Origin of the sequence: Methylomicrobium lacus (genome assembly GCF_041897535.1) — a bacterium.
GTDB classification, from domain to species: domain Bacteria; phylum Pseudomonadota; class Gammaproteobacteria; order Methylococcales; family Methylomonadaceae; genus Methylomicrobium; species Methylomicrobium lacus_A.
Genome location: NZ_CP169217.1, coordinates 1,859,998 through 1,882,016, shown reverse-complemented (window position 1 = coordinate 1,882,016; position 22,019 = coordinate 1,859,998). Strand labels below are relative to the sequence as shown.

Here is a 22,019-nt window from a genome sequence, read left to right as displayed (position 1 = left end):
ATCGGTTTAATGGACATTTGTCAGAAAAATATTGCGATATATCAGTAACAAAGGATTTATTTCCGGGTTTGCGTGCGCCATAAATTGACGATGTCTTCCACGTCGAGATCGGTCTTGCCTTCGCGCCAGCCGGTGAAGTAATCGACGTCGTTACTCTTTGGTTCCGGATTGGGCCGGTAAATCTGCACCCGCGTCGGCAGCGGAGCAGCTTCCCCTACGACCAGCGCTTCGCCTCGGCCGAGCGAGGTCAGAATGTCGGTCAGATCGCCTTCCGCTTCCGGCACCAGGCCGCGGATATAGGCCTGGTCGTCCGGGTTGGTGGTGCGCAGGCAAATGAACGAACTGCACTGGGCCAGCATCGTTTCGGACAGTTCGGTCGGGCGCTGGCTGACCACGCCGATCGACACGCCGTATTTCCGTCCTTCCTTGGCGATCCGCTCCATCATTTTCTTGGTGCCTTCGAACTGGCCGCCATTCTCGCGCGGAATGTAGGCATGCGCTTCCTCGCAGATCAGCGTGATCGGGAATTCGCGCCGGTGCGGATTCCAGTAGTTGAATTCATAGGCGAGACGGCCGACCTGCGCCGACACCGCCGGCCTGACGTCGGTCGGCACCGAGCTTAAATCGACGACCGTGATATTGCCCTTTTTTTCGCCCAGGCCGACAAACTCGCGCAGCAACTCGGCCATGCTTTCGGAGTTGTTCCGGCGCTTTGGCTTCAAGAGAAAGTCATAGCGCACGTCGTTGAAGCGGCTCTGCATCCGGATCAGGAATTCGTCGAACTGCCCGAACAGAGCGCCCTGGGTCTTGCCGAAGTCCTTTCGCTCCTCGTTCGCGGCCTTGAACTGCATGTACATTTCGGCCAGCGAGAAATAGATCGGCGTATCGATCGACACGGTCGGCAGCCCGATTTTCTTGGCTTCCTTGCGTTTGAGCTGCTGCAAGATTTCGCGCATGTACGACATCTGGATCGTTGCGCCGCTGTCGCTGCGGTCGATGAACAGGTCGACCAGTTCGGCATAGGTCATCATCCAGTACGGCATCTCCATTTCCATCGCGTCGATGTAATTGACCATGTCGTCCGGAAACGCCGATTGCACCACGCCGTCTGCGTCCTTCCAGCAATATTCGCCATGCAGGTCGAGCATGATCAGATGGGTTCTCGGCATCGCCCGGATCGTGTTCTGGATCAGGCTGGTCACCGTCCATGACTTACCGGAACCCGATTGGCCGAGAATCGCGAAATGCCGGCCGAACAACGCGCGCGGGTCTAAACTCAGATGATAATCCTTGTGCGTCGACAACTGGCCGATGAAAAACTGGTAGTCGCGGAATTTCGAAAAAATCGCATTGATTTCGTCGAGTCCGACCGCATACACCTTCGCGCCGGGCGTCGGATAATGGCGCACGCCGCGCACGAACTGGCCGTTGTCCTGAATCTCGCCGACCGGGATCAGTGAAATGAAACGGTCTGACTTGCGTGCGCCGTCGCCGTTATAGCGGTCTTGTTCCCAAATCTTGAACACCAGCGCCAACACGCCGATATTGGCCTGGCGGATCACCACATAAGAGCCGATATGGCCAGCCAGAATCTCTTCGTTGCCGATTTTAATGATCGGCAACTCGCTGGCGTGCTCATCGGCGATGCGGGCGTCCATGCCGTCGCCGCGGACTTCGGACAAGTAGCCGATATGGATGGGGGCTTGCTGTTCTGACATTAGGTGACTCATCTTGATGGAAAATGTTCATTAAGACTAGTCCAGTTTGAAAAGAGTTAAAGCAAGGAGGGGAGAGGGGATGCAATGAAATTGATCGCTCCGCAGTATCGATCGCATCCAGCGAGACTTAAATGTTTTTTACCTCTGTACGCGGCAGCGGTATTTTTCTACATCGAACGAGTTAAATATCTCGCAGAAGAAAACTCAGTATCTCTTATACAATAAAACTAACATGCAAAATAAGCATCTTTGGGTATTTCTGAAGACTGCAATTGTATGTTATTACTGCTTATTTTAAGTTTTTTGCCATGGGGTCACAGTTATGTACAACAAATTGATCAAAAATATCGGTGTGGTATTGATGTCTTTAATAACACTTATCATGTGTGCTGAAGCTCAAGCACGTCCATCCAAAGAAGTAGAGGTGACTTTTGTCAGTGATGCTTCATTAAAAACTGAAGTAGGTTATCAGCATTTGCCCTGTGATGGTGGGATCATGAAATCGGGAAAAAGAACAAATTTTTATGTTAGATCAGAGACCGTCTGCGAAAACACACATTTACCATCTCCTGCGCCTATTAACTGCAACTTTACTCAAGCTGGCTGCAAAATTCTAACGCCATAGAGCGAAAGCCATATTATAGGCTTGGTTACGCGGCATAAGCTTTTTGAACTAGCGGCTTGTGTTCTATGTGAACTAATAGCTACACGCCTTTACAGGGGCTAACAGCCCGCCACGTTGGGTTAACGGCTTTATCGCTAACCCAACACATCGATGCATCAAGTGTTGGGCTGCAAAAAATGCGCCCCAACCTTGAATTATCAACGAGTTTTACGCTTTATCTATCCACTCATAAAGCTCGATCGACGCCGGATCGCATTTGCAGCAACTGCCGCCGCAGGCCGTCCCCGAGGGCAGTTTGCGCAGGTTCCCCTTGCTGATCCACTTGCCGAGCATGCCGCGCAAGGCTTCGGCATCGACGTCGAAATGATTGGCCAGGTCGAGCAGCGCGACGCGGCGCTGTTCCCTGATGTAATTGCGCAGGTCAGACAGGATCAATGGCGGCTCCCTTGTCGATGGTCGGGCCGGATTGTTTGCCGTACCACCACAATCCGGCAAGTATGACGGCAAATACGGCGATCAGGCCGACGATCCAGGCCAGCGAATCGGTCGGGTGGCCGGCGAAGGTCATCGCCTGATAAAAAATCGTTGCGGTCATGTAAGCGAGGCCGGTGGTCCAGAGCAGCACGAATACCGTCCAGCCGCGATTGGTTTCGCGGTAGATCGCGGCGGTCGCAGCCACGCAGGGGGCATACAGCAAGATGAACAATAGATAGGCGAAGGCGCCGGCCTGGCCGTCAAAACTTTGCTGCATCGCGGTATAGGCGCTGGTTTCGACTTCGAGTTCGCTGCTCGCCACCTCGAGGTTCAGGCCCAAAGGATCGAGCAGTTTATTCGCGATACCGGCCAGGTTTTCGGGAATGGTCGAAAGCGCACCCAGTAAGGCGCTTTTCAGGTCGAAGGCTTCAGCTTCGGCGGGCGGGGCTGCGGCGCCCATCTGGCTGTACAAGGCATTCAGGGTGCCGACGACCGCTTCTTTCGCGAGCACGCCGGTGAAAATGCCGACCGTCGCCGGCCAGTTGTCGTTCTCGATGCCCATCGGCTCGAATGCCGGGGTCAGGCCTCGGCCGATTTCGCTGAGCACCGATTTATCGCTGTTTTCGCGGCCGAAACTGCCGTCGGTGCCCAGGGCATTCAGAAAGTTCAGCACCAGCACCATCGGTACGATCACCTTGCCGGCATTGAACAGGAACGATTTGAGCCGGTCCCAAGTGCGGATCAACATGCCGCGCATGGTAGGGAGGTGATAGACCGGCAGTTCCATGATGAACGGCGAGGTTTCGCCCTTGAACAGCGTATGGCGCATGATCAGGCCGGTCAAAACCGCGACGCCGATGCCGAGCAGATACAGGCCGAAGACCAGGTTTTGGCCGTTCACCGGAAAGAACGCGGCAGCGAACAAGGCATAAACCGGCAGTCGCGCGCCGCAGGACATAAAAGGATTCATCAGATTGGTCAGAATCCTATCGCGCGGGTTTTCGAGCGTCCGCGTCGCCATGATCGCGGGCACATTGCAGCCGAAGCCGACGATCATCGGCACGAACGATTTGCCGGGCAGGCCGATCACGCGCATGAAGCGGTCCATCACGAAGGCGGCGCGCGCCATGTAGCCCGAGTCTTCGAGCGCGGACAAGAACAGGAACAGAAAGCCGACGATCGGGATGAAGGTCGCGACGACCTGAATGCCGCCGCCGATACCCTGGGTGAGCAGCACGGTCAGCCAGTCGGGCAGGCCCCAATCGCTCAATACCACGCCCGGACCGTCGACGAGCAACGCGGCGGCGGCCTGATCGAAAAAATCGACGAACGCGCTGCCGATGTTGATCGTGAACATGAACATCGCGTACATGACCAGCAAAAACACCGGGATGCCCAGAAAACGGTTCAGGACGATGCTATCGATCTTTTCGGACACATGCCGGCTGACTTCGTTTTGTTTGCAGATCGCACCCTGCGTCAGTTGATTCACGAAACCGTAGCGCGCATCGGCCGCCAGGATGTCGATCTCGTCGTCGGTCTCCTGTTCGATCCGGCGCTGCAAGGCGTTGACAGGGGCGGTCAGCGTGGGGCCGGCGATTTTTTGGGCTAGCGTATCGTCTTCGAGCAGGCGGACGCAGAGCCAGCGCAGGTCGCAGCGCTGTTTTTCCGCGGCCTCGCCGAGCAACGGCGCGAGTTCGGCGATCGCCTGTTCCAGCGCGGGCGCATAATCGATGTTCAAATGGGGAGTCGGCTTCGCGGCCGCCGCCTGATTGATTGCTTTTTTGAGCGCGTCGATTCCCTGCTTGGTCGAGGCGACGATCGGCACGACAGGACAGCCCAGGCGTTCGGCGAGGTAGGCCATATCGATCTTGATGCCGCGCTGTTTGACCGCGTCCATCATGTTCAACACCAAGATCATCGGCGTGCGCATTTCGATCAATTGCGAGGTCAAATACAGATGGCGCTCGATGCTCGATGCATCGACGATGTTCACGATCAGATCGGCTTCCTTGGCCGCGACGAAGTCGCGGGCGACTTTTTCGTCGAGTGAAACCTGATCGTCGGAGGCTTCGAGCGAATAGGTACCGGGCAAATCGACCAGTTCGATGGTCTTGCCTTCAAAGGCATACTCGCCGGTTTTTTTTTCGACCGTGACGCCGGGCCAGTTGCCGACATGTTGCTTCGCGCCGGTCAGCGCATTGAAAAGCGTGGTCTTGCCGCAATTCGGATTGCCGACCACGCCGACCGTAAAATCGGCGGCCATCAAATCTTCTCGATTTGGAGTACCGCGGCTTCGTCTTTACGCAAGGTCAGGGAAAAACCGCGCAGCCTGATCTCGACCGGATCGCCCATCGGCGCGAAGCGGGTGACGCTGAATTGGGTGCCGGGGGTCAGCCCCATCGCCAGCAGGCGCTTGCGGTAGGCTTTGCCCGTTTTGTCGAAACCGACGATTTTCGCCAAATCGCCGACGGCAAGTTTTTTCAAGTCAATCAACATAAATTGGCCTTCAAAGTAAACTGTGTACTGAATTGACTAGGGTATCAATAATCATTCTCATTCATAGTGAATATAACACAAAATTGGCGTTTGTAAAACTGGCGCGACAATTTGCTTGCAAGGCGCCACGGGCTGGGAATTAGGGCGCAATAACGCGCGCCGTGCGGGTATAATGGCGTAAAAAATCGAACCACTACGGAGACCGCACAGTCCATGGCCAACAAAGTCACGATGACCCAATTCCTGATCGAGCAGCAGCGCGAATATCCGGGCACTTCCGGAACCTTTACGCTGCTGCTGAACGATATCGTCACCGCCTGCAAGCAGATTTCGCACATCGTCAATCGCGGCGATTTGATCGGGGTGCTCGGCAGCGCCGAATCGGAAAACGTGCAAGGCGAGGTGCAGAAAAAGCTCGACATCATCACCAACGAGATCATGGTGGGGGCGCTGGACTGGACCGGACACTTGGCCGGCATGGTGTCCGAAGAAGTCGACGAGCCGATCAAGATTCCCGCACAGTACCCGAAAGGCAAATACCTGGTGCTGTTCGACCCTCTGGACGGCTCGTCCAACATCGATATCAACCTGACCGTCGGCACGATCTTTTCGATCCTGCGCTGCCGCGAAGGCGTCGACCCCGAGCCCGAGGATTTTCTGCGCAAGGGCGCGGAACAGGTTTGCGCGGGCTTCGTATTGTACGGTCCTTCGACGATGATGGTGCTGACCACAGGCCACGGCGTGAACGGCTTTACCCTGGATCAGGACATCGGCGAATTCATCCTGACCCACCGCAACATGACGATCCCCGAAGATACCAGCGAGTTTGCGATCAATATGTCCAACCAGCGTTTCTGGGAAGAGCCGGTCAGGCGCTATATCGACGAATGCGTGCAGGGCAAGGACGGTCCGCGCGGCAAGAACTTCAACATGCGCTGGATCGCATCCTTGGTCGCGGAGGTCTACCGCATCCTGACCCGCGGCGGCATCTTCATGTATCCTTACGACACCCGCGATCCCAAGAAGCCTTGCCGATTGCGATTGATGTACGAGGCCAACCCGGTCGCCTTCATCGTAGAACAGGCCGGTGGCGCCTGCTCGACCGGCCGCGAACGCATGCTCGACGTGAAGCCGGAAAGCCTGCATCAGCGCGTGCCGGTGATATTGGGTTCGAAAAACGAGGTGGAGCGCGTCGTCAAATATCATCTGGAAAGTTGATAGAGACGACATTGCCCCGTTAGTAGCATTCCGTTTCGAGGACATCATGAGCATCGATTGGCACACGACTTACGCCGCGGTATGGCGGCAGCACAAGGGCTATTTGCGTCCGGTCGCGCGCCTGGATGCGATCGGGCTCGGGGATTTGGTCGGCATCGATAAACAGAAAGCGCAATTGAGCGAGAATACCGAACGCTTCCTGTCCGGCAAGCCGGCCAATAATGCCTTGCTTTGGGGCGCCAGAGGCACCGGCAAGTCGTCGCTGATCAAGGCGCTATTGAACGAATATCGGGAGGCGGGCCTTCGCATCATTGAAGTGGATAAACAGGATCTGGTGTATCTGCCGGAGATCGTCGATGAAATCCGCGAGCAGCCGCAGCGCTTCGTCATTTATTGCGACGATCTGTCGTTCGAAACCCAGGACAGCCGGTACAAGTCGCTGAAAAGCGTGCTCGAAGGCTCGATCGAACTGCCGCCGGAGAATGTGCTGGTGTATGCGACGTCGAATCGCCGGCATTTGCTGCCGGAGCGGATGCGCGACAATCTTGATACCCGTTTGGTGGATGACGAGGTGCATTATTCCGATACGGTCGAGGAACTGATTTCGCTTTCGGACCGTTTCGGGCTATGGCTGGCGTTTTATCCGCATTCGACGCAGACCTACCTGGCTATCGTGGACAGCTATTTCCCGGCTTATGACGGCGACCGTGAGGTTTTGCATCAAGAGGCGATGGATTTCGCGCAAAATCGCGCCGCGAAAAGCGGCAGGACGGCCAAGCAATTTTTCAATCTGTTTGCGGAATTGGGCAAGGACGAAAATAAGTAAACGCTTCTTTTGACCCGGCGAATCAATTGTTCTGTTATTTAGTAGTGATACGAAACTATCGCTATGGCAGTGATAAACAAGGAGAAATGTTTTCTCCGATGCCCGTCATTTTTTTTTGTATAACTCGCGCAACGCCTGTTTGGCCTGTTCGAGAATTTGCCGCTGTTCCGGATCCAGATTCTTGCCGGCGCGGTTGATGTAAAACACCAGCATCGACATCGCCGAGCGGAACGGCTCGGCCTTGCGGCGGGAACTGGCTTCGGCCGAATCCCGTAGCGATTCGGCGATGCGCTGCGGATCTTTCCAGGTGAAGACGCCTTGTTCGAGGCTCAGCGCATTGCTTTCGCGGGTGACTTTGGCGGACCATTTGTACGGTGCGGGTGAATCGGAATTGTCTGTCATGTTGGCTCCTGTTGGCTAATCGACAGCTTCGGCAGGCAAGGTTTGGAACCGGGCGTGCATCTGCTGATTGGACTTGCCAGCGTTCGCTCAAATTCATCCTGTTTGTTTTCAGCGGGGCCGGGAACCTAACCGCATCGGTCCATTTCATTCTGCTAAAATACCGGAATAGCCGCAACCTGCGATATTTCCAAACTACACAGCGAAATGATCAAATTCTCACGCACGCTAACAGGTGCCCTGCTGATGGGACTGGCTTTTTTGCCGGCATTCGTTGCCGGAAAGCCTATGCCGGATACCGGCGTTCTCGCGCAGCAACTGGAGCAGGAGTTCAAGGGCGCGTACCGCGAAAATCCTGAATCGACCGGCCAGGTCAGAAGTTTCGAGTTGACCGCCGCGCCGGCCGAATGGGGCGTCGTGCCGCCGTATCGGACTGCGGTCTGGGCCTATAACGGCACCGTGCCGGGGCCGGTGCTGCGCATCAAGCTCGGTGAAACGGTCAAGGTCAAACTGACGAATAAGCTGACACAGTCGACCACGATGCATTGGCATGGGATCAGGGTGCCGAATGCGATGGACGGCGTCCCCGGCGTCACGCAGCCGCCGATCGAAGCCGGCGGCAGTTTTACCTATCAATTTACGCCGAAAGATCCCGGCACTTTCTGGTTTCATCCGCATTTGAATTCGCCCGAACAGATCGAGCGCGGCCTCCAGGGCGCGTTGATCGTGGAAGACCCGAAGGAGCCACGCTATTCGCAGGATCTGGTCTGGGTGCTGGACGACTGGTTGTTCGAGAACGGCGCCAGCATCTATGACCAGTTCGTGACCGGGCATGATCTGGCGCATGACGGACGCTGGGGCAATGTCGCGTCCGTGAACGGCAGATATTTGCCGTCGATCCCGGTCAAGGCCGGCGAAAGGCTGCGGATCAGGCTGATCAATGCCGCCAATGGCCGCGTGTTTTCGCCGACGTTCGACGGCTTGTCGCCTAAGGTGATCGCTGTTGACGGCATGCTGGCCGGCGCGCCGTTTCCTTTGGCACAGTTCAACCTGGCGCCCGGCAACCGCCTCGATCTGGATCTGGTGATACCGAAAGAAGCGGCCGGAAAATCGCTGGCCGTGTCCAATCACTTTGGACGTTCTCCGCAAACCCTGGCCTTCTTGAATGTGGAGGCGAACACGGTGGTCAAGACGCCCGCTTTCGAGCCGCCGAAGGCCGCGCATTTTCCGGCGTGGACGGAGGCGCTTGCCGTGCCGGTCGCGCACGAGTTTATCCTGGATGCCGAGCGCGGAGGCCCTTACGGCATCAGTTGGAGCATCGACGGCAAGACCGGTCATGAAAACCTCGCCGCGACCTTGCCTTACGGCAAGTTCAGCCGCTTGCGCTTTACCAATCAATCCGGCCGACTGCATCCGATGCATCTGCACGGCCAGTTTTTCAAAGTGCTGGCGAGAGATGGCGAACCCGCGCAGGAGAACTTCTGGCGCGATACGCTGCTGATCGGTCCCAAGCAGTCGGTCGATGTCGGCCTGGTGCCGCTCGATAAAGGCCTATGGGCCAATCACTGCCACATTCTCGAACATGCCGAAGCCGGTATGATGAGTACGCTGAAGGTCGAATGATGCGCTAATGCATTTACCCCAGCCTGTTCGCTGCCGGCAACGGCATTTGACGAACTTTTGGTTTGGCTCCTAGATTAGGAAACAATCGGCCATAAGTTTGTTTTTGTAAACGGGATAAAAAGGAGTAACATGGAAAAATCTAGATCATGATTGTTAGGGGTAAATCCAGACGGAAAATGGAAAAGCGGCCTCCGGAGTCATTATCGAGAGGCATGGGCTTTCCGAGGATTTGATAGTGAAATCAGCGTGATGAGCCGAGGCATTGTAGGGCCGCCGCAACGGTTTTCAAAGCAACTGAAGCCGGGATGTGACGCCGGCGAGAAGACAACTGATTTCGCTTTGTTCGAGGAGTTATTTATGGCTTTCATCATTACCGAAAATCACTTGGCCGCCATTGCGGGGAAACCCACGCCGCTGATGGACGAACTGGCGGATTGGATCAATAAGATCTGCCCTGGCTACGACATCGATACGCCGCACGAATACGCGCATTTTTTGGCTCAGGCCTGTCACGAGACCGACCATTTTCGAACGCTCCAGGAGTATGCGTCGGGCAAAGCCTATGAAGGACGCAAGGATTTAGGCAATACGCGACCCGGTGATGGCGTCAGATTCAAGGGGCGTGGCATCTTTCAAACCACCGGGCGCGCGAATTATTTACAATTGGGTCTCAAAAAAGGGCAAGATGATTTGTTCATTAATTCCCCCGAATTGCTCGAAAAGCCGGAATATGCGGTCTGGAGCGCCTGCGAATTTTGGGCTAGTCGGCAGTTGAACGATCAAGCCAATCAAGCCGATAACGATGTTCTGAAGAAGAAATATAAAGGGGCTGTTCATGACGTTTTTCCGGTCGAGTTCATCAGTATTTCGATTAATGGTGGGTTAAACGGCATCGATGAGCGGAAGAAATTTTATGCGTTGGCGAAGAGTGTGCTGGTATGAATTCGGCTGTTTCGTCTGACAATGCGTATTTCGGGAATCATACAACACTGAACGAGCTAGGGTAGAAGCAGATCATGTCTGGATTTTTAGGCAAATTTAAAGAAGCTTCGACAACGCTCGTCAATAAGACCACAGCTGCGGCAGCGGAGATTTGGGATAAACATGGAGACTCGATAGCTCTGAAGGCCCTTCAGATTTGCTATGAGATGGCCAAATACGGTAGGCAGCAGATTACCGATAATCAAAAATACCAGCAGCATGTGATCGACCGCTTATGGGACTTGTTGCCGCCTCCGCTACGTTTGTTTGGACGGGATCGTATCGGCTGGGATAGCAAGTTATTTGGCCTCCGTGACAAAATTTTCCTGATCGATGGCGAAAACGTCAAAGTACGCCCGGATGCGAAGGAGCAGATTACGGCCACACTTAAGTCGGTTTTCGGCGTGCATTCGGATGCATCATTGGAGGCGAACAGCGGTACGAACGGGAGGAAATGCAGTAGTTCTTAAAACCAAAAGACCCAAAGCGTCGTTTGCACGGGCGCTTTGGGTGTGGATAGAGATAGTTATTTGCCCAGCAGGGCGGTCACTTCTTCTCGGTTGATCACTTCTTTTTCCTGCAGCAGTTTGGCCAGTTTTTCGAGCATCGGCCGGTTCTGGGTCAGGATTTCGCGCGCCCGGCTTTCGCCTTCCTCGACCAGCATTTTGATTTCGGTATCGATCAGGCTCGCTGTGATGTCGCTGTAGTTACGGTATTCGGAAACTTCGGTGTCCAAGAACTGTAACTGCTGGCGCTTGCCGTAAACCAAGGGGCCGAGTTTTTTGCTCATGCCGAGGCTGCAGACCATGTTGCGCGCGATTTCGGTCGCTTTTTCGAGGTCGTTTTGCGCGCCGGTCGAAATACTGCCCAAAATCGTTTCCTCTGCGATGCGGCCGCCGAGCAGGATAGCGATTTGATCCTTCAGTTCGTCTTCGGTCGAGAGGAATTTCTCCTCGACCGGCAACTGCAAGGTAAAGCCAAGCGCCGAGACGCCGCGCGGAATGATCGAAATCTTATGCACCGGCTGGCCGGTCGGTACGATTTCGGCGACCAGGGCGTGTCCGGCTTCGTGGTAGGCGACGCGGCGCTTTTCCTCGGTATTCAACACGCGGTTTTTCTTTTCCGGGCCGGCCAGAATCCTATCGATCGCGGCTTCGAAGTCCTGCATTTCGACTTGCTTATGGCTGCTGCGGGTCGCCATAATCGCGGCTTCGTTCGCGATATTGGCGAGGTCCGCGCCGACCAAGCCAGGCGTGCGCTTGGCGACCACCGAAATATCGATGTCCTTCGCGAGCGGCATATTGCGCGTGTGCAGCTTCAGGATTTCGACGCGATCCCGCAAGTCGGGCTTGTCGACGACGATCTGACGATCGAAACGGCCCGATCGCAGCAGTGCCTTGTCGAGGATTTCTGGGCGGTTGGTCGCCGCCATCACCACCACGCCGACCGAAGTATCGAACCCGTCCAACTCGGTCAACAGTTGGTTCAACGTTTGTTCGCGCTCGTCATGTCCGCCCATCACGGCCGGGCCGCCGCGCGAGCGGCCGATCGCATCGAGTTCGTCGATGAAGATGATGCACGGCGCCTTGCTGCGTGCCTGCTCGAACAATTCGCGCACGCGCGCCGCACCGACGCCGACGAAAAGTTCGATAAATTCGGACGCGCTGATGTTAAAGAAGGGCACCCCCGCCTCGCCGGAAACCGCACGGGCGAGCAGGGTCTTGCCGGTGCCGGGCTGACCGACCAGCAGCACGCCTTTCGGCATGCGTCCGCCGAGCTTCTGAATCTTTTCCGGATTTTTCAGGAAGTCGATCGATTCCCCCAGCTCCTGCTTGGCGCTGTCCGCACCGGCCACGTCCTTGAAGGTGATTTTTGGCTGCGTGTCCTGATGGATGCGGGCTTTGTTGCCGATATTCAGAAACGACTGCGGGCCGGCCGCGGTCGTGCGGCGGAGCAGCCAGGACCAGATGAACACGAAGATAAAGATCGGAATGATCCAGTTGAAGATCAGGTTGGACAGCCAGTTGTCGCCGCTTCTGACCACGAAGTCGACCTTGTTTTTCGCCAGCAATTCGGCCAGATCGGTTTGCCAGAGCGGCACGGTCATAAACGGTTTGCCGACGCTTTCGCCGCTTTCGGGCTTGGTCACGCCGCTGATGTAATGCTCGGAGACGACCACTTTGTCGACCTTGCCTTCCTGCACCAGCGTCAGAAACTGACTGAACGGCATTTCGCCCTGGCGGATTTCCTGCAAGTTGTTAAACGCGAGCAGAAGCAGGATGAAGGCGAGCGCAAAAAAGATGATTTTTTTTTGCTTCGGGTCGATGTCCGCCGGTTTATGAGGATCGACCGGCGGCTTCTTGTTGGAAAATAAACTCAGTATGCTCGCCAAGAAACTTTTTAACGCGTGCAAAAATTGGCTTAGCAGGGTAGTCAATAATTTCACTATATCATTTTCGGGCTTTTCCATGAGGTTTTCCTGAGGTGGGTTGTTTTATCCTGATAGAGCCGCGTAAGCCGGCTCGGGGCTTTTATCAATCGGTATTGATGATCGAAAAATAAGTAGCCCTGATGTTGCGTTTTATTTTTATGTGCCGATTTGAAAAGCCTAAACAGGAACTTTTCACTTGCTTGCCAAAATCGCCGCGACTTCCTCGTAGCAAATCGTATTCTTTCCGGACGAGAGTATATAGTCCGCAAGTTTGGAGATGGCTCGCCAATTATGATAATTATTTATGAAATTAAATGCTATCTGATGTAATTGATGCAGTTTGTGGTCGCGTTCTCGGTGATCGGCGGAATAACTTCTTAAATAGTCATCGATCAGCGCCAGGTCGAAAGCGCCGCCGTAATTTCCGAGCGCGGGCGGGTCGATCAGCCGGTGCGTAAAGACTTCGCCATCGGTTTCGGCGACATATTTGGCTTCGGCCAAAGGGCCGGCGAATAGATTGATCACATCGGCTTCGAAGGCATTCAGCAGGTCTTCCTGCGTTTGAATCCAATCATGACCGGTCTCCCTCGGCAGATGTTGCAGATCGTCCAGAGTCGACGGCAACCCATGCAGCAGGAGGCCACCCTCCACGCAGGCGATATAGTTTTCATAAGCGGCATGAAAATCTGCGGAGGCATCCGCGTTAGCTTCATTGAATCTGAGGCTGAATAAATGCGGAGGTATTTCGCGCGCCCGGTTGATCAAATAAATTGCGGCGGCGTGGCCGGCTTCATGAAAGGCGATGCAGCGCGTGCGGTTTTCCGGCGTGTAGGCGCCGGCATTATTGATATGGAGATTACGTTTCATGGTGCGCCCCGTTGCGTTGTTCAAATGGGTTGAAAAATGTTCTGTGGTTAGGTTGAGTCGTTATCCGCTAACCAATATCGGCATTGGTTGCTTATTTCTTCTTCGGCCTCAAGCCAGTCTTCCAGTTCATGTCCACTTGCAAAACCTCTCCGTTCCGCTTTAAAGTAGGCCCTTTCCTCGACCATGTCTCTGAATTTGTCCGGAGTCATTTCTCCGCTCGCGTCACAACTCAGGTCGTTGACTTGCGTATTCATGGGGGTCTCCTTAAGCTTCAATGATCAGTTTTCCATGCTACCAACCAAAATGGATACCCGACAATCCGTACAAATACCTAGATCGATTTTGAGCTTTTCGAACAAACCATCGTCTTCTTTCAAGCGAATAGAATCATGCGCTTATTTTTTCTAGCATAGCATAGCTAAAATAATTTTTTTGAATCTTCTAGCAATAAGTCTTCATCGATTCAAAGCCAAGGCGAATGGGGCGGCGAATGACGGCTAACACGCAATTGGGCGCGAAAATATAAAATGCAGTATCAGTTTTGGTAATCTATTGAAAAGTGCGTAAAATTTGCAGACATCTTTTTTTTGCTAATTCTTAACGCGGATTTCGTTCATGACCCCCGAAAGCTGTCAATCAGGCAATGACGAGCCTTGCGAATCGATCATGGAAGATTATTTGCCGAGTAATGCCGAGTTGTTAACGCAACTCTCGACTGCGCAAAAAAACTTGCAGGCGTCTGAGGACAGAATCAGGATGCTGGAGCAAAAACTGGTCGAGCAGACCAAGGAACTGACCGAAAGCAATCTCGCGCTGCAGCAGAATATCGACGCGCTCAAGCAATCCAAACAGCGCTTGCGGGAGCGGGAAGCCCGGCTCAATTCGATTTTCAACGCCGCGGCCGAAGGCATCGTCACGATAGATCGAAACGGGCTTGTGGTGACCGCGAATGCGGCGGTCAACGTGATACTCGGCTACACCGAGGAGGAATTGGTCGGGCGCAATGTCAACATGCTGATGCCGCGGGGTCATGCGATGCAGCACGACCAGTACTTAAAAAATCATATCGAGACCGGCGTTTCCAAAATCATTGGCATCGGCCGCGAAGTCGAGGGCTTGCACAAGAACGGCTCGACCGTGCCGCTGGATCTGTCTGTGGCCGAGTTTTTGATCGACGGCGAGATTTTTTTTACCGGTATCCTGCGCGACATCAGGCAGCGGAAGAGGCAGGAGCAGGAAAACCGTCAGCATCTGGAAGAACTCGCGCACGTCACCCGGCTGGGCTTGATGGGGGAAATGGCGTCGGGCATCGCGCATGAAGTCAATCAGCCGCTGACCGCGATCGTCGCCTATACTGAAGTCAGTTTAAGCCTACTGACGATGCCGGCTCCCGATACAGTGAAACTGGCCGGTATTCTCGCCAAAACGCATCAACAGGCGCTGCGCGCAGGGCAGATCATTCATCGGATGCGCGATTTTGTCCGCACGAAAACCACCACACGGAAAGCGGTCAGCATCAATCAACTGATCAAGGATTGCATCGGTATGTGCGCGACCGAGGTCAAACTGCAAAATATCGCCCTCGAGTTGGAACTGGCGGATGATTTGCCAGTGGTCTATATCAATGAAGTACAGATAGAACAGGTGTTGTTGAATTTGCTCAGAAACGCGATCGAAGCGATGCAGGATATGCCTCAGGAACATCAGAGCCGTCTGGTGATACGCACACAAGTGGACGATCACCACGGTGTCGAAATCAGGGTCAAGGATAATGGACCGGGTATTTCCAATGCCGATCGGCCGAAGATCATGACGCCTTTTTACACGACCAAAAAAAACGGCATGGGCATGGGACTGTCTATCAGTCGCTCCCTGGTTGAGGCGCATCAAGGCGGCTTACGATTCAACAGCCAAGTCGGAAAAGGCTGCACCTTTTATGTAACCTTGCCGTCGAAGGAGCAGGCCAATGAATTATGAGCGAAGCAATGCGATCGTGTATCTGGTGGACGATGAATTTGCGATCCGCGATGCTTTGACGCTGTTGATCGAATCCGCCGGGTTCGCCATCCAAAGTTTTGAATCCGCGCACGAATTTTTGGACTGTTACGATCACAGCCGGCCGGGCTGTTTGCTGCTGGACGTGCGCATGCCGACGATGAGCGGCCTTGAACTGCAAGAGGAACTCGGTAAACGCGACATCAATATTCCGATCATTTTCATCAGCGGCCATGCCGAAGTGGCCGACTCCGCGAAAGCCTTCCGCGCCGGCGCCATCGATTTTCTCGAAAAACCGTTCGAAAACAGCGTCCTGCTCGAACGTCTCGAGGAAGGCATCAGCAAGGATATTTATGCCCGTGCCGAACGGGCATTGAAGAGTGACATTCAACACCGCCTGGCGCAGTTGACGCCGCGCGAGATGGAGGTTCTGCGGCTGATCATCAGCAGTCATTCGAATAAAGAGTCGGCGAAAATATTGAAGGTCAGCAACCGCACCGTCGATGCGCACCGGGCGCGCATCATGGAAAAACTGCAAGCCGACAGTCTTGCGGACTTGATGAAGATCGCGATGCATTGCGATTTGTTGTGATCGCCATCTGTAGCGGCATTGGGCGCCTTGCCAAGTCTTAAATATCCACCGTCTTGTTTAAATCAAACCCCGGCACCGTTTTCAGGCCGGTGTAGCCGCGGGGGTTGCAAAGAATCCGGGTGCCGGCGATCCGGTAATCGACCAGGCAATGCGTGTGGCCGTGGAACCACGCGGTAATCTCGTATTGATGCATCAACGCTTTCAGATCGTTGCAGTAGGCCAGTTTCTTGACCGCGCTCGGCGCTTCGTTCCAGCTCCATTCCGACGGCGCATGATGCGTCACCACGACCGTTTTTCCCGAAAACGGCTGCGCCAGTTCACTTTCCAGCCATGTCTTCGAATGCCGGTAGAAACCGGTAAACCGGTCTGCATTCAGCGCCTTGCCGTCGAAGCGGATTTTTTTGAAATCGTTCAGCGACTCGCTGAGGGAATCGGTTTTTTCCCGGCCTTCGGCATAGAGATCGGCCCACAGCGTGCAGCCCAAAAAGCGAACCTGCCCGAAAATGAAGCGCCGGTTTTCGAGAAACTGCACATTCGAGCCCTGGCATTGCTCGCGGATCAACAGCAGGGCTTCGCGATATTCATGCGTATAAAACTCATGATTGCCGGCCACATAGATGACCGGTTTGTCGAAGGATTTCAGCCAGGCGACGCCCTGCTCGCAAACGCCGATGTCGCCGGCCGCGATGATCAGGTCGGCATCGTTGTCCGGGGCTTCCAGCTTGCCGAATTCCAAATGGATGTCAGAAAAATAATTGATCCGCACGATTTCACTCTGCCCTTGACACGCTCAAGGCGTATAATATAGAACACTATTTTAAATCAGCCATTCCTTATTGAAAGTTTAATCTATGTCCATCAGTCTTAGAAAAATCACGCATCAGGTTTCGGTCGGCGGCGTCAAAGTGGGCGGCGGCGCGCCGATCGTCGTGCAATCGATGACCAATACCGATACGGCCGATGTTATCTCCACAGTCAATCAAATCATCGAATTGGCCGAGGCGGGCTCCGAAATCGTCCGAGTGACCGTCAATACCGAAGAAGCGGCGAAGGCGGTGGCGGAGATTCGCAATCAGTTGGACAAGAGGGGCCATGCGGTGCCGATCGTCGGCGATTTTCATTTCAACGGCCACCGCCTGCTCGAAAAATACCCGGATTGCGCGGCCGCACTCGACAAATACCGGATCAATCCCGGCAACGTCGGCCGTGGTAAAAGCCGCGATCCGCAGTTTCAACAAATGGTCGAGTTCGCCTGCCAGTATAACAAACCGGTCCGTATCGGCGTGAACGGCGGCAGTCTGGACCCGGCGGTGCTGGCCCGGCTGCTCGACGAGAACCGCGAATTGCCGACTCCCGAGCCATTGGCCGCGGTGACCCGCAAGGCGATCGTGATGTCCGCGCTCGAAAGCGCCGCCAAGGCCGAGGAAATCGGTCTCGGTAAGGACAAGATCATCCTGTCCTGCAAAATCAGCAATGTGCAGGATCTGATCAGCATCTACCAGGATTTGTCGAGCCGCTGCGACTATGCGCTGCATTTGGGGTTGACCGAGGCCGGCATGGGCTCGAAAGGCATCGTCGCGTCGTCCGCGGCGCTGTCGGTGCTGATGCAGCAGGGCATCGGCGATACGATCCGGATTTCCTTGACGCCGGAACCCGGTGCGTCCAGAACCCAGGAAGTGATCGTCGCACAGGAAATCCTGCAGACGATGGGTTTCCGCTCGTTCACGCCGATGGTGATTTCCTGCCCCGGCTGCGGCCGCACGACCAGCGATTATTTCCAGAAGCTGGCGCTCGAAATCCAGACCTACCTGCGCGACCAGATGCCGGTCTGGCGCACTCAATATCCGGGCGTCGAAGCAATGGAAGTCGCGGTGATGGGCTGCGTGGTCAACGGCCCCGGCGAAAGCAAAAACGCGAACATCGGCATCAGCCTGCCGGGCACCGGTGAATCCCCGGTCGCGCCGGTCTATGAGGACGGCGAAAAAACGGTCACGCTGAAAGGCGACCACATCGCCGAGGAATTCCAGGCGCTCGTTGAACGTTATATCGAATCGCACTACGGCGAAAAGGCCGGCGCCTAGTTTGTCGCCCTCGTTCCGATGCGCTGAGCGTCGGAACGAGGGCAACGCACTTGCCGAAGTCCTTCGGCCATCTCTCCGGCGGCGCTCCCACTCCGGCTAAGCCTATCTTCTTATGTCCAAGCTGACGACCTTGTTTTCCGACTGGAAGCTTTGGAAAAAATGGAATCTTCAAGCGAAGCATCCGTTTTTGAATCTACAGGATTATACCGGCAAGATCCTCAATCCGACCGTTGACAGGGAAGCCGAACAGGCGATCAACAGCATCCACGCCAGCGTGCCGCCCCCGGTATTCTGGCTGCTGGGCAAGACCCAAAGCGGCAAAAGCGCGATCATCCAGACATTGACCCATGCCACCGCCGCGGAAGTCGGCAACGGCTTCAAACCCTGTACCAAGACTGCGATGTTTTTCGATTATCCGGATGCGGAGACTGCGTTTCTGCGCTTCCTGGATACGCGCGGACTGTCGGAAACCGGCTATGACGCCGGCGCCGACATGGCCTGGAGCGAGCAGCAGGCGCATCTGTTGCTCGTGGTCGTGAAGGCGATGGATCAGCAACTGGAGGCGTTGCTGGCGGCGGTCAAACAGATTCGCAAGGCGCACCCGAACTGGCCGTTGATCGTCGCGCAAACCACCCTGCATGAAGGCTATCCGACCCGGACGATGGAGCATGTGACGCCGTATCCTTTCCCGGCAGGGCAGGTCGGTCCTGAGGTGCCCTACGATCTGCGCTGCTCTCTGCTGAAGCAGCGCGAGCGTTTTGCCGGCCTGAACGCCCGTTTCGTGCCGATCGATTTTACCCTGACCGAGGACGCTTATGAGCCGGCCGATTACGGCAGCGATGAACTCTGGACCGCGATCGAAGTCGCACTTCCGCTCGGCCTGCGCGAAATGCTCGATGTCAGCCGGATCAACGATGTGTATTCGAAGGCGGCGCATGCGCACATCGTCAGCTACGCGATCTTGGCGGGCTGCGCGGCCGCGATTCCGCTGCCGGTCGCGAGCTTGAGCAGTGTTGTGATTTTGCAGGGCAAGATGTTCCACAGTATCGCCAGCGTCTACGGCCTGCCGTTGACCCGGCAAAGCGTCGGCGAAATCGTCAGCGCGATCGGCCTGGGCGTGCTCTCGGGCATGGGCGGGCGCGAATTGTTGAAACTGGTGCCTTATTACGGACAAACGCTGGCGGCCGGCATGGCCGGCTTGTACACCGCGGCGGTCAGCTATGGGCTTGGCAAGACTCTGGGCTTTTATTTTGCCGAGACCCGGCAGGGCAAGGCCTTAAGCGCCGAGGCGCTGAATGCGATGTTCAAGCAGGAATTCATGCGCGGCGGCGAGTTGCTGCGTGATGCGATCAAACGCAAGCAAACACCGGCGCCATGAAAAAGTCGGCGCTGTTGATTGTCCTGCTGGTCCTGGTGTTGTTGCCCTGGCTGGCGCTGTTGATTCTCGGCGGCATCTGGCTGTGGCAGCAGCATTATTTAGCGATCGCCGCGCCGATTTTATTGTCATCCTACGGTATCGCCTGGATTCTCGGTCAAAAACTGCAACAGGACGAGCCGCTGCCGCAGACCTTGCCGCGCGTCGATCCCGACGACCGCTGGTCGCCGGCCGCCAGGGAGATCTGGGACAAGATCGACGCCCTGACAGGGGCGCTGAATCCCGCCGACTACCCGTTGACCGATCCGGCGCGGCTTGCGGCCCTGGCCAAGCGGGTGATCACCGAAGTCGCGGCGCATTTCAAGCCCGAAGCCGGGCGCGCGGAGCTCGATGTGCCGCTGCGCAACATCCTGTTCATCGTCGAGCAGGTCTGCCGGGACATGCGCGAGCTTCTGGATGATAAAGTCCCGTTCAGCCATCTGATCACGATTCAGGACGGTTTGCAGCTCTGGCGCTGGAAGGAGAAGTTCAGGCAGGCCAATTATCTGCGCCGCACGCTCGCGATGGCGGCATCGCCTTTGACCGCGATCCCGACCGAACTCGGCCATTTTTTTACCGGCAAGATTACCTCTTATCCGAAAGGCTTGCTGGAGCGCTGGCTGCTTCAGACGCTGGTCAAAAAGATCGGCTATTATGCAATCGCGCTCTACAGCGGCCATCTTCTGCCGCCCTTCCTTGCCGCGAGCGAGCCGGAACCGGAAACGAATGCCCTCGCCAAACGCCCCTTGCGCGTCTTGATCGCCGGCCAGGCCAAGGCCGGCAAATCCAGCCTGATCAATGGGCTGCTCGGCGAATTCAGGGCCACGGTCGACGTGCTGCCGGTCGACGATCAATTGCGGCTTTACAAGCTTCAGCATCCGGGCATGGATGAGGTGTTGCTTTATGACAGTCCGGGCTACGGCGAGAACGACTTCTGGTTTCAAAACAAAGACCAGCAACTCGGCGATTTCGACCTGGTGATCGTGGTCTGTTCGGCGCTGCAAGCCGGCCGCGAAGCCGACGGCCGCTTTCTTCGCGAATTGCAGCGCTGGTTCGGCGCCCATCTCGAACGGCGCATGCCGCCGGTATTGGCGGTCGTCAGCCATGTCGATCAATTGCGCCCGTTTCGGGAATGGAAGCCGCCGTACGACATCGACAATCCGGACAGCGGCAAAGCCCAAAACATCCGCGCTGCGGTCGACGCGGTCGCAGAGGCATTGCAGCTCGCGCGCACCGATTGCGTGCCGGCCTGCCTGTCAAGCCCTGCGGCCTGCTACAACATCGAAGCGGTCCTGGCGGGCATAGTCAGTAAATTGCCGGACAGTCTGCGGGCACAATACCTCCGCACCTTATCCGAGGGCCGGCGCAAGGAAAAAATCCTGTTACTCCTGGGACAGTTCGGGATACGGAGCGGCCAGAAGTGAGTCTACCCCATTTCAGACAAACATATCGATGAACAGACACTCTCATTTTCTTTCGCCGAGCAAGCTCGTTTGCGTTTTCTGTGTCGTTGCTGCGCTGAGCGCGCAGGCGCAAGAAGCCGATTATGGCGATGATTTATACGGTCAGATCGAGTCGCTGCAAGACCAGATGCATATCCAGATCGTCGGCCTGGATAACATCGGCGACGAGCCGAAGGTGCGCGCCCGCGGCAGCCTGGAGCAACAACTCGAAAAAGCGTTGGCATCCTACAATCACGTGATCAGCCGGGATCTTAAAGGCAAGATTGAAAAAGTCGTGATCATAGATAGAAAGCAAAAAACCGACAGCGGCCGGATCGTGCTGCCGACCCGCTCCGAAGGCGGGCACCTGCTGGTATCGCTGTCGGTCACGGGCAGCGGGGCCTATTGGGAAAATGTCGAAATGATCATCGATACCGGCGCGGATCTGATCGTGATGCCGGCTTCGATGATCGCGAAGCTCGGGATTGCCGAGGACACGCTGACCCCGCGGGTCATGCAGACCGCGAACGGCAGCGTCGACGCCAAGATCGGCAAATTGCAGGGGGTCAGGATAGAAGCGGAAACCCTCGAAAACGTGGACGCCGCTTTCGTCGACGATGCGCTGCTGAATCATAAAAGCCTGCTCGGGATGAGCGCGCTGGGGCGTTATAAACTGGTCATCGATAACGAATCCAGCGCGGTGACGCTGATTAAAAAATAGCCGACGGCATGCGCGATTGATCAACAACAGCGAGTCGATCAGGAAGCTTGCATTCCTTTGCATAAGCCTTAGGGCCTAAGGCGAGACGATTTTGGCGATCATTGGCGCAGGTA

The 22,019-nt window shown here is 55.6% G+C and carries 21 protein-coding genes; 12 read left to right on the top strand and 9 right to left on the bottom strand.

The window, feature by feature from the left end; genetic code table 11:
- Nucleotides 1-56 precede the first annotated feature (56 nt).
- Nucleotides 57-1,718, bottom strand: a complete 1,662-nt coding sequence (locus ACEPPP_RS08300) for an ATP-binding protein (RefSeq protein WP_374090590.1) — start codon at nt 1,716-1,718, stop codon at nt 57-59.
- Nucleotides 1,719-2,040: 322 nt separating this feature from the next.
- Here ACEPPP_RS08300 and ACEPPP_RS08295 point away from each other — a divergent pair, with 322 nt between their 5' ends.
- Nucleotides 2,041-2,343 (top strand): hypothetical protein, encoded by a 303-nt coding sequence (locus ACEPPP_RS08295; RefSeq protein WP_374090589.1) that lies wholly within the window; start codon nt 2,041-2,043, stop codon nt 2,341-2,343.
- Between the two features lie 207 nt (nt 2,344-2,550).
- Here ACEPPP_RS08295 and ACEPPP_RS08290 read toward each other — a convergent pair whose 3' ends face one another.
- The 3 genes from ACEPPP_RS08290 to ACEPPP_RS08280 are packed head-to-tail and all read right to left on the bottom strand — an operon-like array spanning nt 2,551 to nt 5,316.
- Nucleotides 2,551-2,778 (bottom strand): FeoC-like transcriptional regulator, encoded by a 228-nt coding sequence (locus ACEPPP_RS08290; protein WP_374090588.1) that lies wholly within the window; start codon nt 2,776-2,778, stop codon nt 2,551-2,553.
- Nucleotides 2,765-5,083 carry a Fe(2+) transporter permease subunit FeoB gene (feoB, locus tag ACEPPP_RS08285; RefSeq protein ID WP_374090587.1) on the bottom strand — a complete coding sequence of 773 codons (2,319 nt, stop codon included), beginning with the start codon at nt 5,081-5,083 and terminating at the stop codon, nt 2,765-2,767. The genes ACEPPP_RS08290 and feoB overlap by 14 nt, the downstream gene beginning before the upstream one ends.
- Complete coding sequence (locus tag ACEPPP_RS08280) at nt 5,083-5,316, bottom strand: FeoA family protein (RefSeq protein ID WP_024298748.1); 234 nt, start codon at nt 5,314-5,316, stop codon at nt 5,083-5,085. Before ACEPPP_RS08280 ends, feoB begins: the two co-directional genes overlap by 1 nt.
- 213 nt (nt 5,317-5,529) lie before the next feature.
- Between ACEPPP_RS08280 and ACEPPP_RS08275 the strand changes: the two genes are divergently transcribed.
- Nucleotides 5,530-6,534 carry a class 1 fructose-bisphosphatase gene (locus tag ACEPPP_RS08275; RefSeq protein ID WP_374090586.1) on the top strand — a complete coding sequence of 335 codons (1,005 nt, stop codon included), beginning with the start codon at nt 5,530-5,532 and terminating at the stop codon, nt 6,532-6,534.
- Between the two features lie 46 nt (nt 6,535-6,580).
- Nucleotides 6,581-7,360 carry an ATP-binding protein gene (locus ACEPPP_RS08270; protein ID WP_374090585.1) on the top strand — a complete coding sequence of 260 codons (780 nt, stop codon included), beginning with the start codon at nt 6,581-6,583 and terminating at the stop codon, nt 7,358-7,360.
- 105 nt (nt 7,361-7,465) lie between these two features.
- Here ACEPPP_RS08270 and ACEPPP_RS08265 read toward each other — a convergent pair whose 3' ends face one another.
- A complete protein-coding gene (locus ACEPPP_RS08265) occupies nt 7,466-7,762 on the bottom strand; it encodes a DUF3175 domain-containing protein (RefSeq protein ID WP_374090584.1) in 297 nt (98 codons plus the stop codon).
- A gap of 204 nt (nt 7,763-7,966) precedes the next feature.
- Here ACEPPP_RS08265 and ACEPPP_RS08260 point away from each other — a divergent pair, with 204 nt between their 5' ends.
- From ACEPPP_RS08260 to ACEPPP_RS08250, 3 genes are all read left to right on the top strand, one after another.
- Nucleotides 7,967-9,382: a multicopper oxidase family protein gene (locus ACEPPP_RS08260; protein WP_374090583.1), complete on the top strand. Its 1,416-nt coding sequence runs from the start codon at nt 7,967-7,969 to the stop codon at nt 9,380-9,382.
- Between the two features lie 357 nt (nt 9,383-9,739).
- The gene (locus ACEPPP_RS08255) at nt 9,740-10,324 is read left to right on the top strand and encodes a glycoside hydrolase family 19 protein (protein ID WP_374090582.1); all 585 of its coding nucleotides are present in this window, start codon (nt 9,740-9,742) and stop codon (nt 10,322-10,324) included.
- 74 nt (nt 10,325-10,398) lie between these two features.
- Nucleotides 10,399-10,833 carry a hypothetical protein gene (locus ACEPPP_RS08250; protein WP_374090581.1) on the top strand — a complete coding sequence of 145 codons (435 nt, stop codon included), beginning with the start codon at nt 10,399-10,401 and terminating at the stop codon, nt 10,831-10,833.
- 56 nt (nt 10,834-10,889) lie between these two features.
- On the opposite strand, the gene ftsH is transcribed toward ACEPPP_RS08250, so the two are convergent.
- The 3 genes from ftsH to ACEPPP_RS08235 all read right to left on the bottom strand — a co-directional run bounded on the left by ftsH (nt 10,890) and on the right by ACEPPP_RS08235 (nt 13,915).
- Nucleotides 10,890-12,833 (bottom strand): ATP-dependent zinc metalloprotease FtsH, encoded by a 1,944-nt coding sequence (gene ftsH, locus ACEPPP_RS08245; protein WP_374090580.1) that lies wholly within the window; start codon nt 12,831-12,833, stop codon nt 10,890-10,892.
- A gap of 153 nt (nt 12,834-12,986) precedes the next feature.
- Complete coding sequence (locus ACEPPP_RS08240; RefSeq protein WP_374090579.1) at nt 12,987-13,661, bottom strand: hypothetical protein; 675 nt, start codon at nt 13,659-13,661, stop codon at nt 12,987-12,989.
- A 47-nt stretch (nt 13,662-13,708) separates the two neighbouring features.
- Entirely contained in the window at nt 13,709-13,915 is a 207-nt protein-coding gene (locus ACEPPP_RS08235) for a DUF2934 domain-containing protein (protein ID WP_374090578.1), read from the bottom strand.
- A 361-nt stretch (nt 13,916-14,276) separates the two neighbouring features.
- Between ACEPPP_RS08235 and ACEPPP_RS08230 the strand changes: the two genes are divergently transcribed.
- Together ACEPPP_RS08230 and ACEPPP_RS08225 are read left to right on the top strand one after the other, a co-directional pair.
- Nucleotides 14,277-15,638, top strand: a complete 1,362-nt coding sequence (locus ACEPPP_RS08230; RefSeq protein WP_374090576.1) for a PAS domain S-box protein — start codon at nt 14,277-14,279, stop codon at nt 15,636-15,638.
- Entirely contained in the window at nt 15,628-16,248 is a 621-nt protein-coding gene (locus ACEPPP_RS08225; RefSeq protein WP_374090575.1) for a response regulator transcription factor, read from the top strand. Before ACEPPP_RS08230 ends, ACEPPP_RS08225 begins: the two co-directional genes overlap by 11 nt.
- 37 nt (nt 16,249-16,285) lie before the next feature.
- Here ACEPPP_RS08225 and ACEPPP_RS08220 read toward each other — a convergent pair whose 3' ends face one another.
- On the bottom strand, nt 16,286-17,014 hold the full coding sequence (locus ACEPPP_RS08220; protein ID WP_374090574.1) for a metallophosphoesterase: 729 nt from the start codon (nt 17,012-17,014) through the stop codon (nt 16,286-16,288).
- Between the two features lie 85 nt (nt 17,015-17,099).
- Here ACEPPP_RS08220 and ispG point away from each other — a divergent pair, with 85 nt between their 5' ends.
- From ispG to ACEPPP_RS08200, 4 genes are all read left to right on the top strand, one after another.
- On the top strand, nt 17,100-18,329 hold the full coding sequence (gene ispG / locus ACEPPP_RS08215; RefSeq protein WP_374090573.1) for a flavodoxin-dependent (E)-4-hydroxy-3-methylbut-2-enyl-diphosphate synthase: 1,230 nt from the start codon (nt 17,100-17,102) through the stop codon (nt 18,327-18,329).
- 112 nt (nt 18,330-18,441) lie between these two features.
- Nucleotides 18,442-19,707 (top strand): YcjF family protein, encoded by a 1,266-nt coding sequence (locus ACEPPP_RS08210; RefSeq protein WP_374090571.1) that lies wholly within the window; start codon nt 18,442-18,444, stop codon nt 19,705-19,707.
- Complete coding sequence (locus ACEPPP_RS08205; RefSeq protein WP_374090569.1) at nt 19,704-21,167, top strand: GTPase; 1,464 nt, start codon at nt 19,704-19,706, stop codon at nt 21,165-21,167. Before ACEPPP_RS08210 ends, ACEPPP_RS08205 begins: the two co-directional genes overlap by 4 nt.
- A gap of 28 nt (nt 21,168-21,195) precedes the next feature.
- Nucleotides 21,196-21,906: a TIGR02281 family clan AA aspartic protease gene (locus ACEPPP_RS08200; protein WP_374090567.1), complete on the top strand. Its 711-nt coding sequence runs from the start codon at nt 21,196-21,198 to the stop codon at nt 21,904-21,906.
- The last annotated feature ends 113 nt before the right edge of the window (nt 21,907-22,019 follow it).

Bases quoted from the DNA above. Each gene is read 5' to 3' on its own strand.
- ACEPPP_RS08300 (WP_374090590.1), bottom strand. From the start codon at position 1,718: ATGTCAGAACAGCAAGCCCCCATCCATATCGGCTACTTGTCCGAAGTC.
- ACEPPP_RS08295 (WP_374090589.1), top strand. From the start codon at position 2,041: ATGTACAACAAATTGATCAAAAATATCGGTGTGGTATTGATGTCTTTA.
- feoB (WP_374090587.1), bottom strand. From the start codon at position 5,083: ATGGCCGCCGATTTTACGGTCGGCGTGGTCGGCAATCCGAATTGCGGC.
- ACEPPP_RS08280 (WP_024298748.1), bottom strand. From the start codon at position 5,316: ATGTTGATTGACTTGAAAAAACTTGCCGTCGGCGATTTGGCGAAAATC.
- ACEPPP_RS08275 (WP_374090586.1), top strand. From the start codon at position 5,530: ATGGCCAACAAAGTCACGATGACCCAATTCCTGATCGAGCAGCAGCGC.
- ACEPPP_RS08270 (WP_374090585.1), top strand. From the start codon at position 6,581: ATGAGCATCGATTGGCACACGACTTACGCCGCGGTATGGCGGCAGCAC.
- ACEPPP_RS08265 (WP_374090584.1), bottom strand. From the start codon at position 7,762: ATGACAGACAATTCCGATTCACCCGCACCGTACAAATGGTCCGCCAAA.
- ACEPPP_RS08260 (WP_374090583.1), top strand. From the start codon at position 7,967: ATGATCAAATTCTCACGCACGCTAACAGGTGCCCTGCTGATGGGACTG.
- ACEPPP_RS08255 (WP_374090582.1), top strand. From the start codon at position 9,740: ATGGCTTTCATCATTACCGAAAATCACTTGGCCGCCATTGCGGGGAAA.
- ACEPPP_RS08250 (WP_374090581.1), top strand. From the start codon at position 10,399: ATGTCTGGATTTTTAGGCAAATTTAAAGAAGCTTCGACAACGCTCGTC.
- ftsH (WP_374090580.1), bottom strand. From the start codon at position 12,833: ATGGAAAAGCCCGAAAATGATATAGTGAAATTATTGACTACCCTGCTA.
- ACEPPP_RS08240 (WP_374090579.1), bottom strand. From the start codon at position 13,661: ATGAAACGTAATCTCCATATCAATAATGCCGGCGCCTACACGCCGGAA.
- ACEPPP_RS08235 (WP_374090578.1), bottom strand. From the start codon at position 13,915: ATGAATACGCAAGTCAACGACCTGAGTTGTGACGCGAGCGGAGAAATG.
- ACEPPP_RS08230 (WP_374090576.1), top strand. From the start codon at position 14,277: ATGACCCCCGAAAGCTGTCAATCAGGCAATGACGAGCCTTGCGAATCG.
- ACEPPP_RS08225 (WP_374090575.1), top strand. From the start codon at position 15,628: ATGAATTATGAGCGAAGCAATGCGATCGTGTATCTGGTGGACGATGAA.
- ispG (WP_374090573.1), top strand. From the start codon at position 17,100: ATGTCCATCAGTCTTAGAAAAATCACGCATCAGGTTTCGGTCGGCGGC.
- ACEPPP_RS08210 (WP_374090571.1), top strand. From the start codon at position 18,442: ATGTCCAAGCTGACGACCTTGTTTTCCGACTGGAAGCTTTGGAAAAAA.
- ACEPPP_RS08205 (WP_374090569.1), top strand. From the start codon at position 19,704: ATGAAAAAGTCGGCGCTGTTGATTGTCCTGCTGGTCCTGGTGTTGTTG.
- ACEPPP_RS08200 (WP_374090567.1), top strand. From the start codon at position 21,196: ATGAACAGACACTCTCATTTTCTTTCGCCGAGCAAGCTCGTTTGCGTT.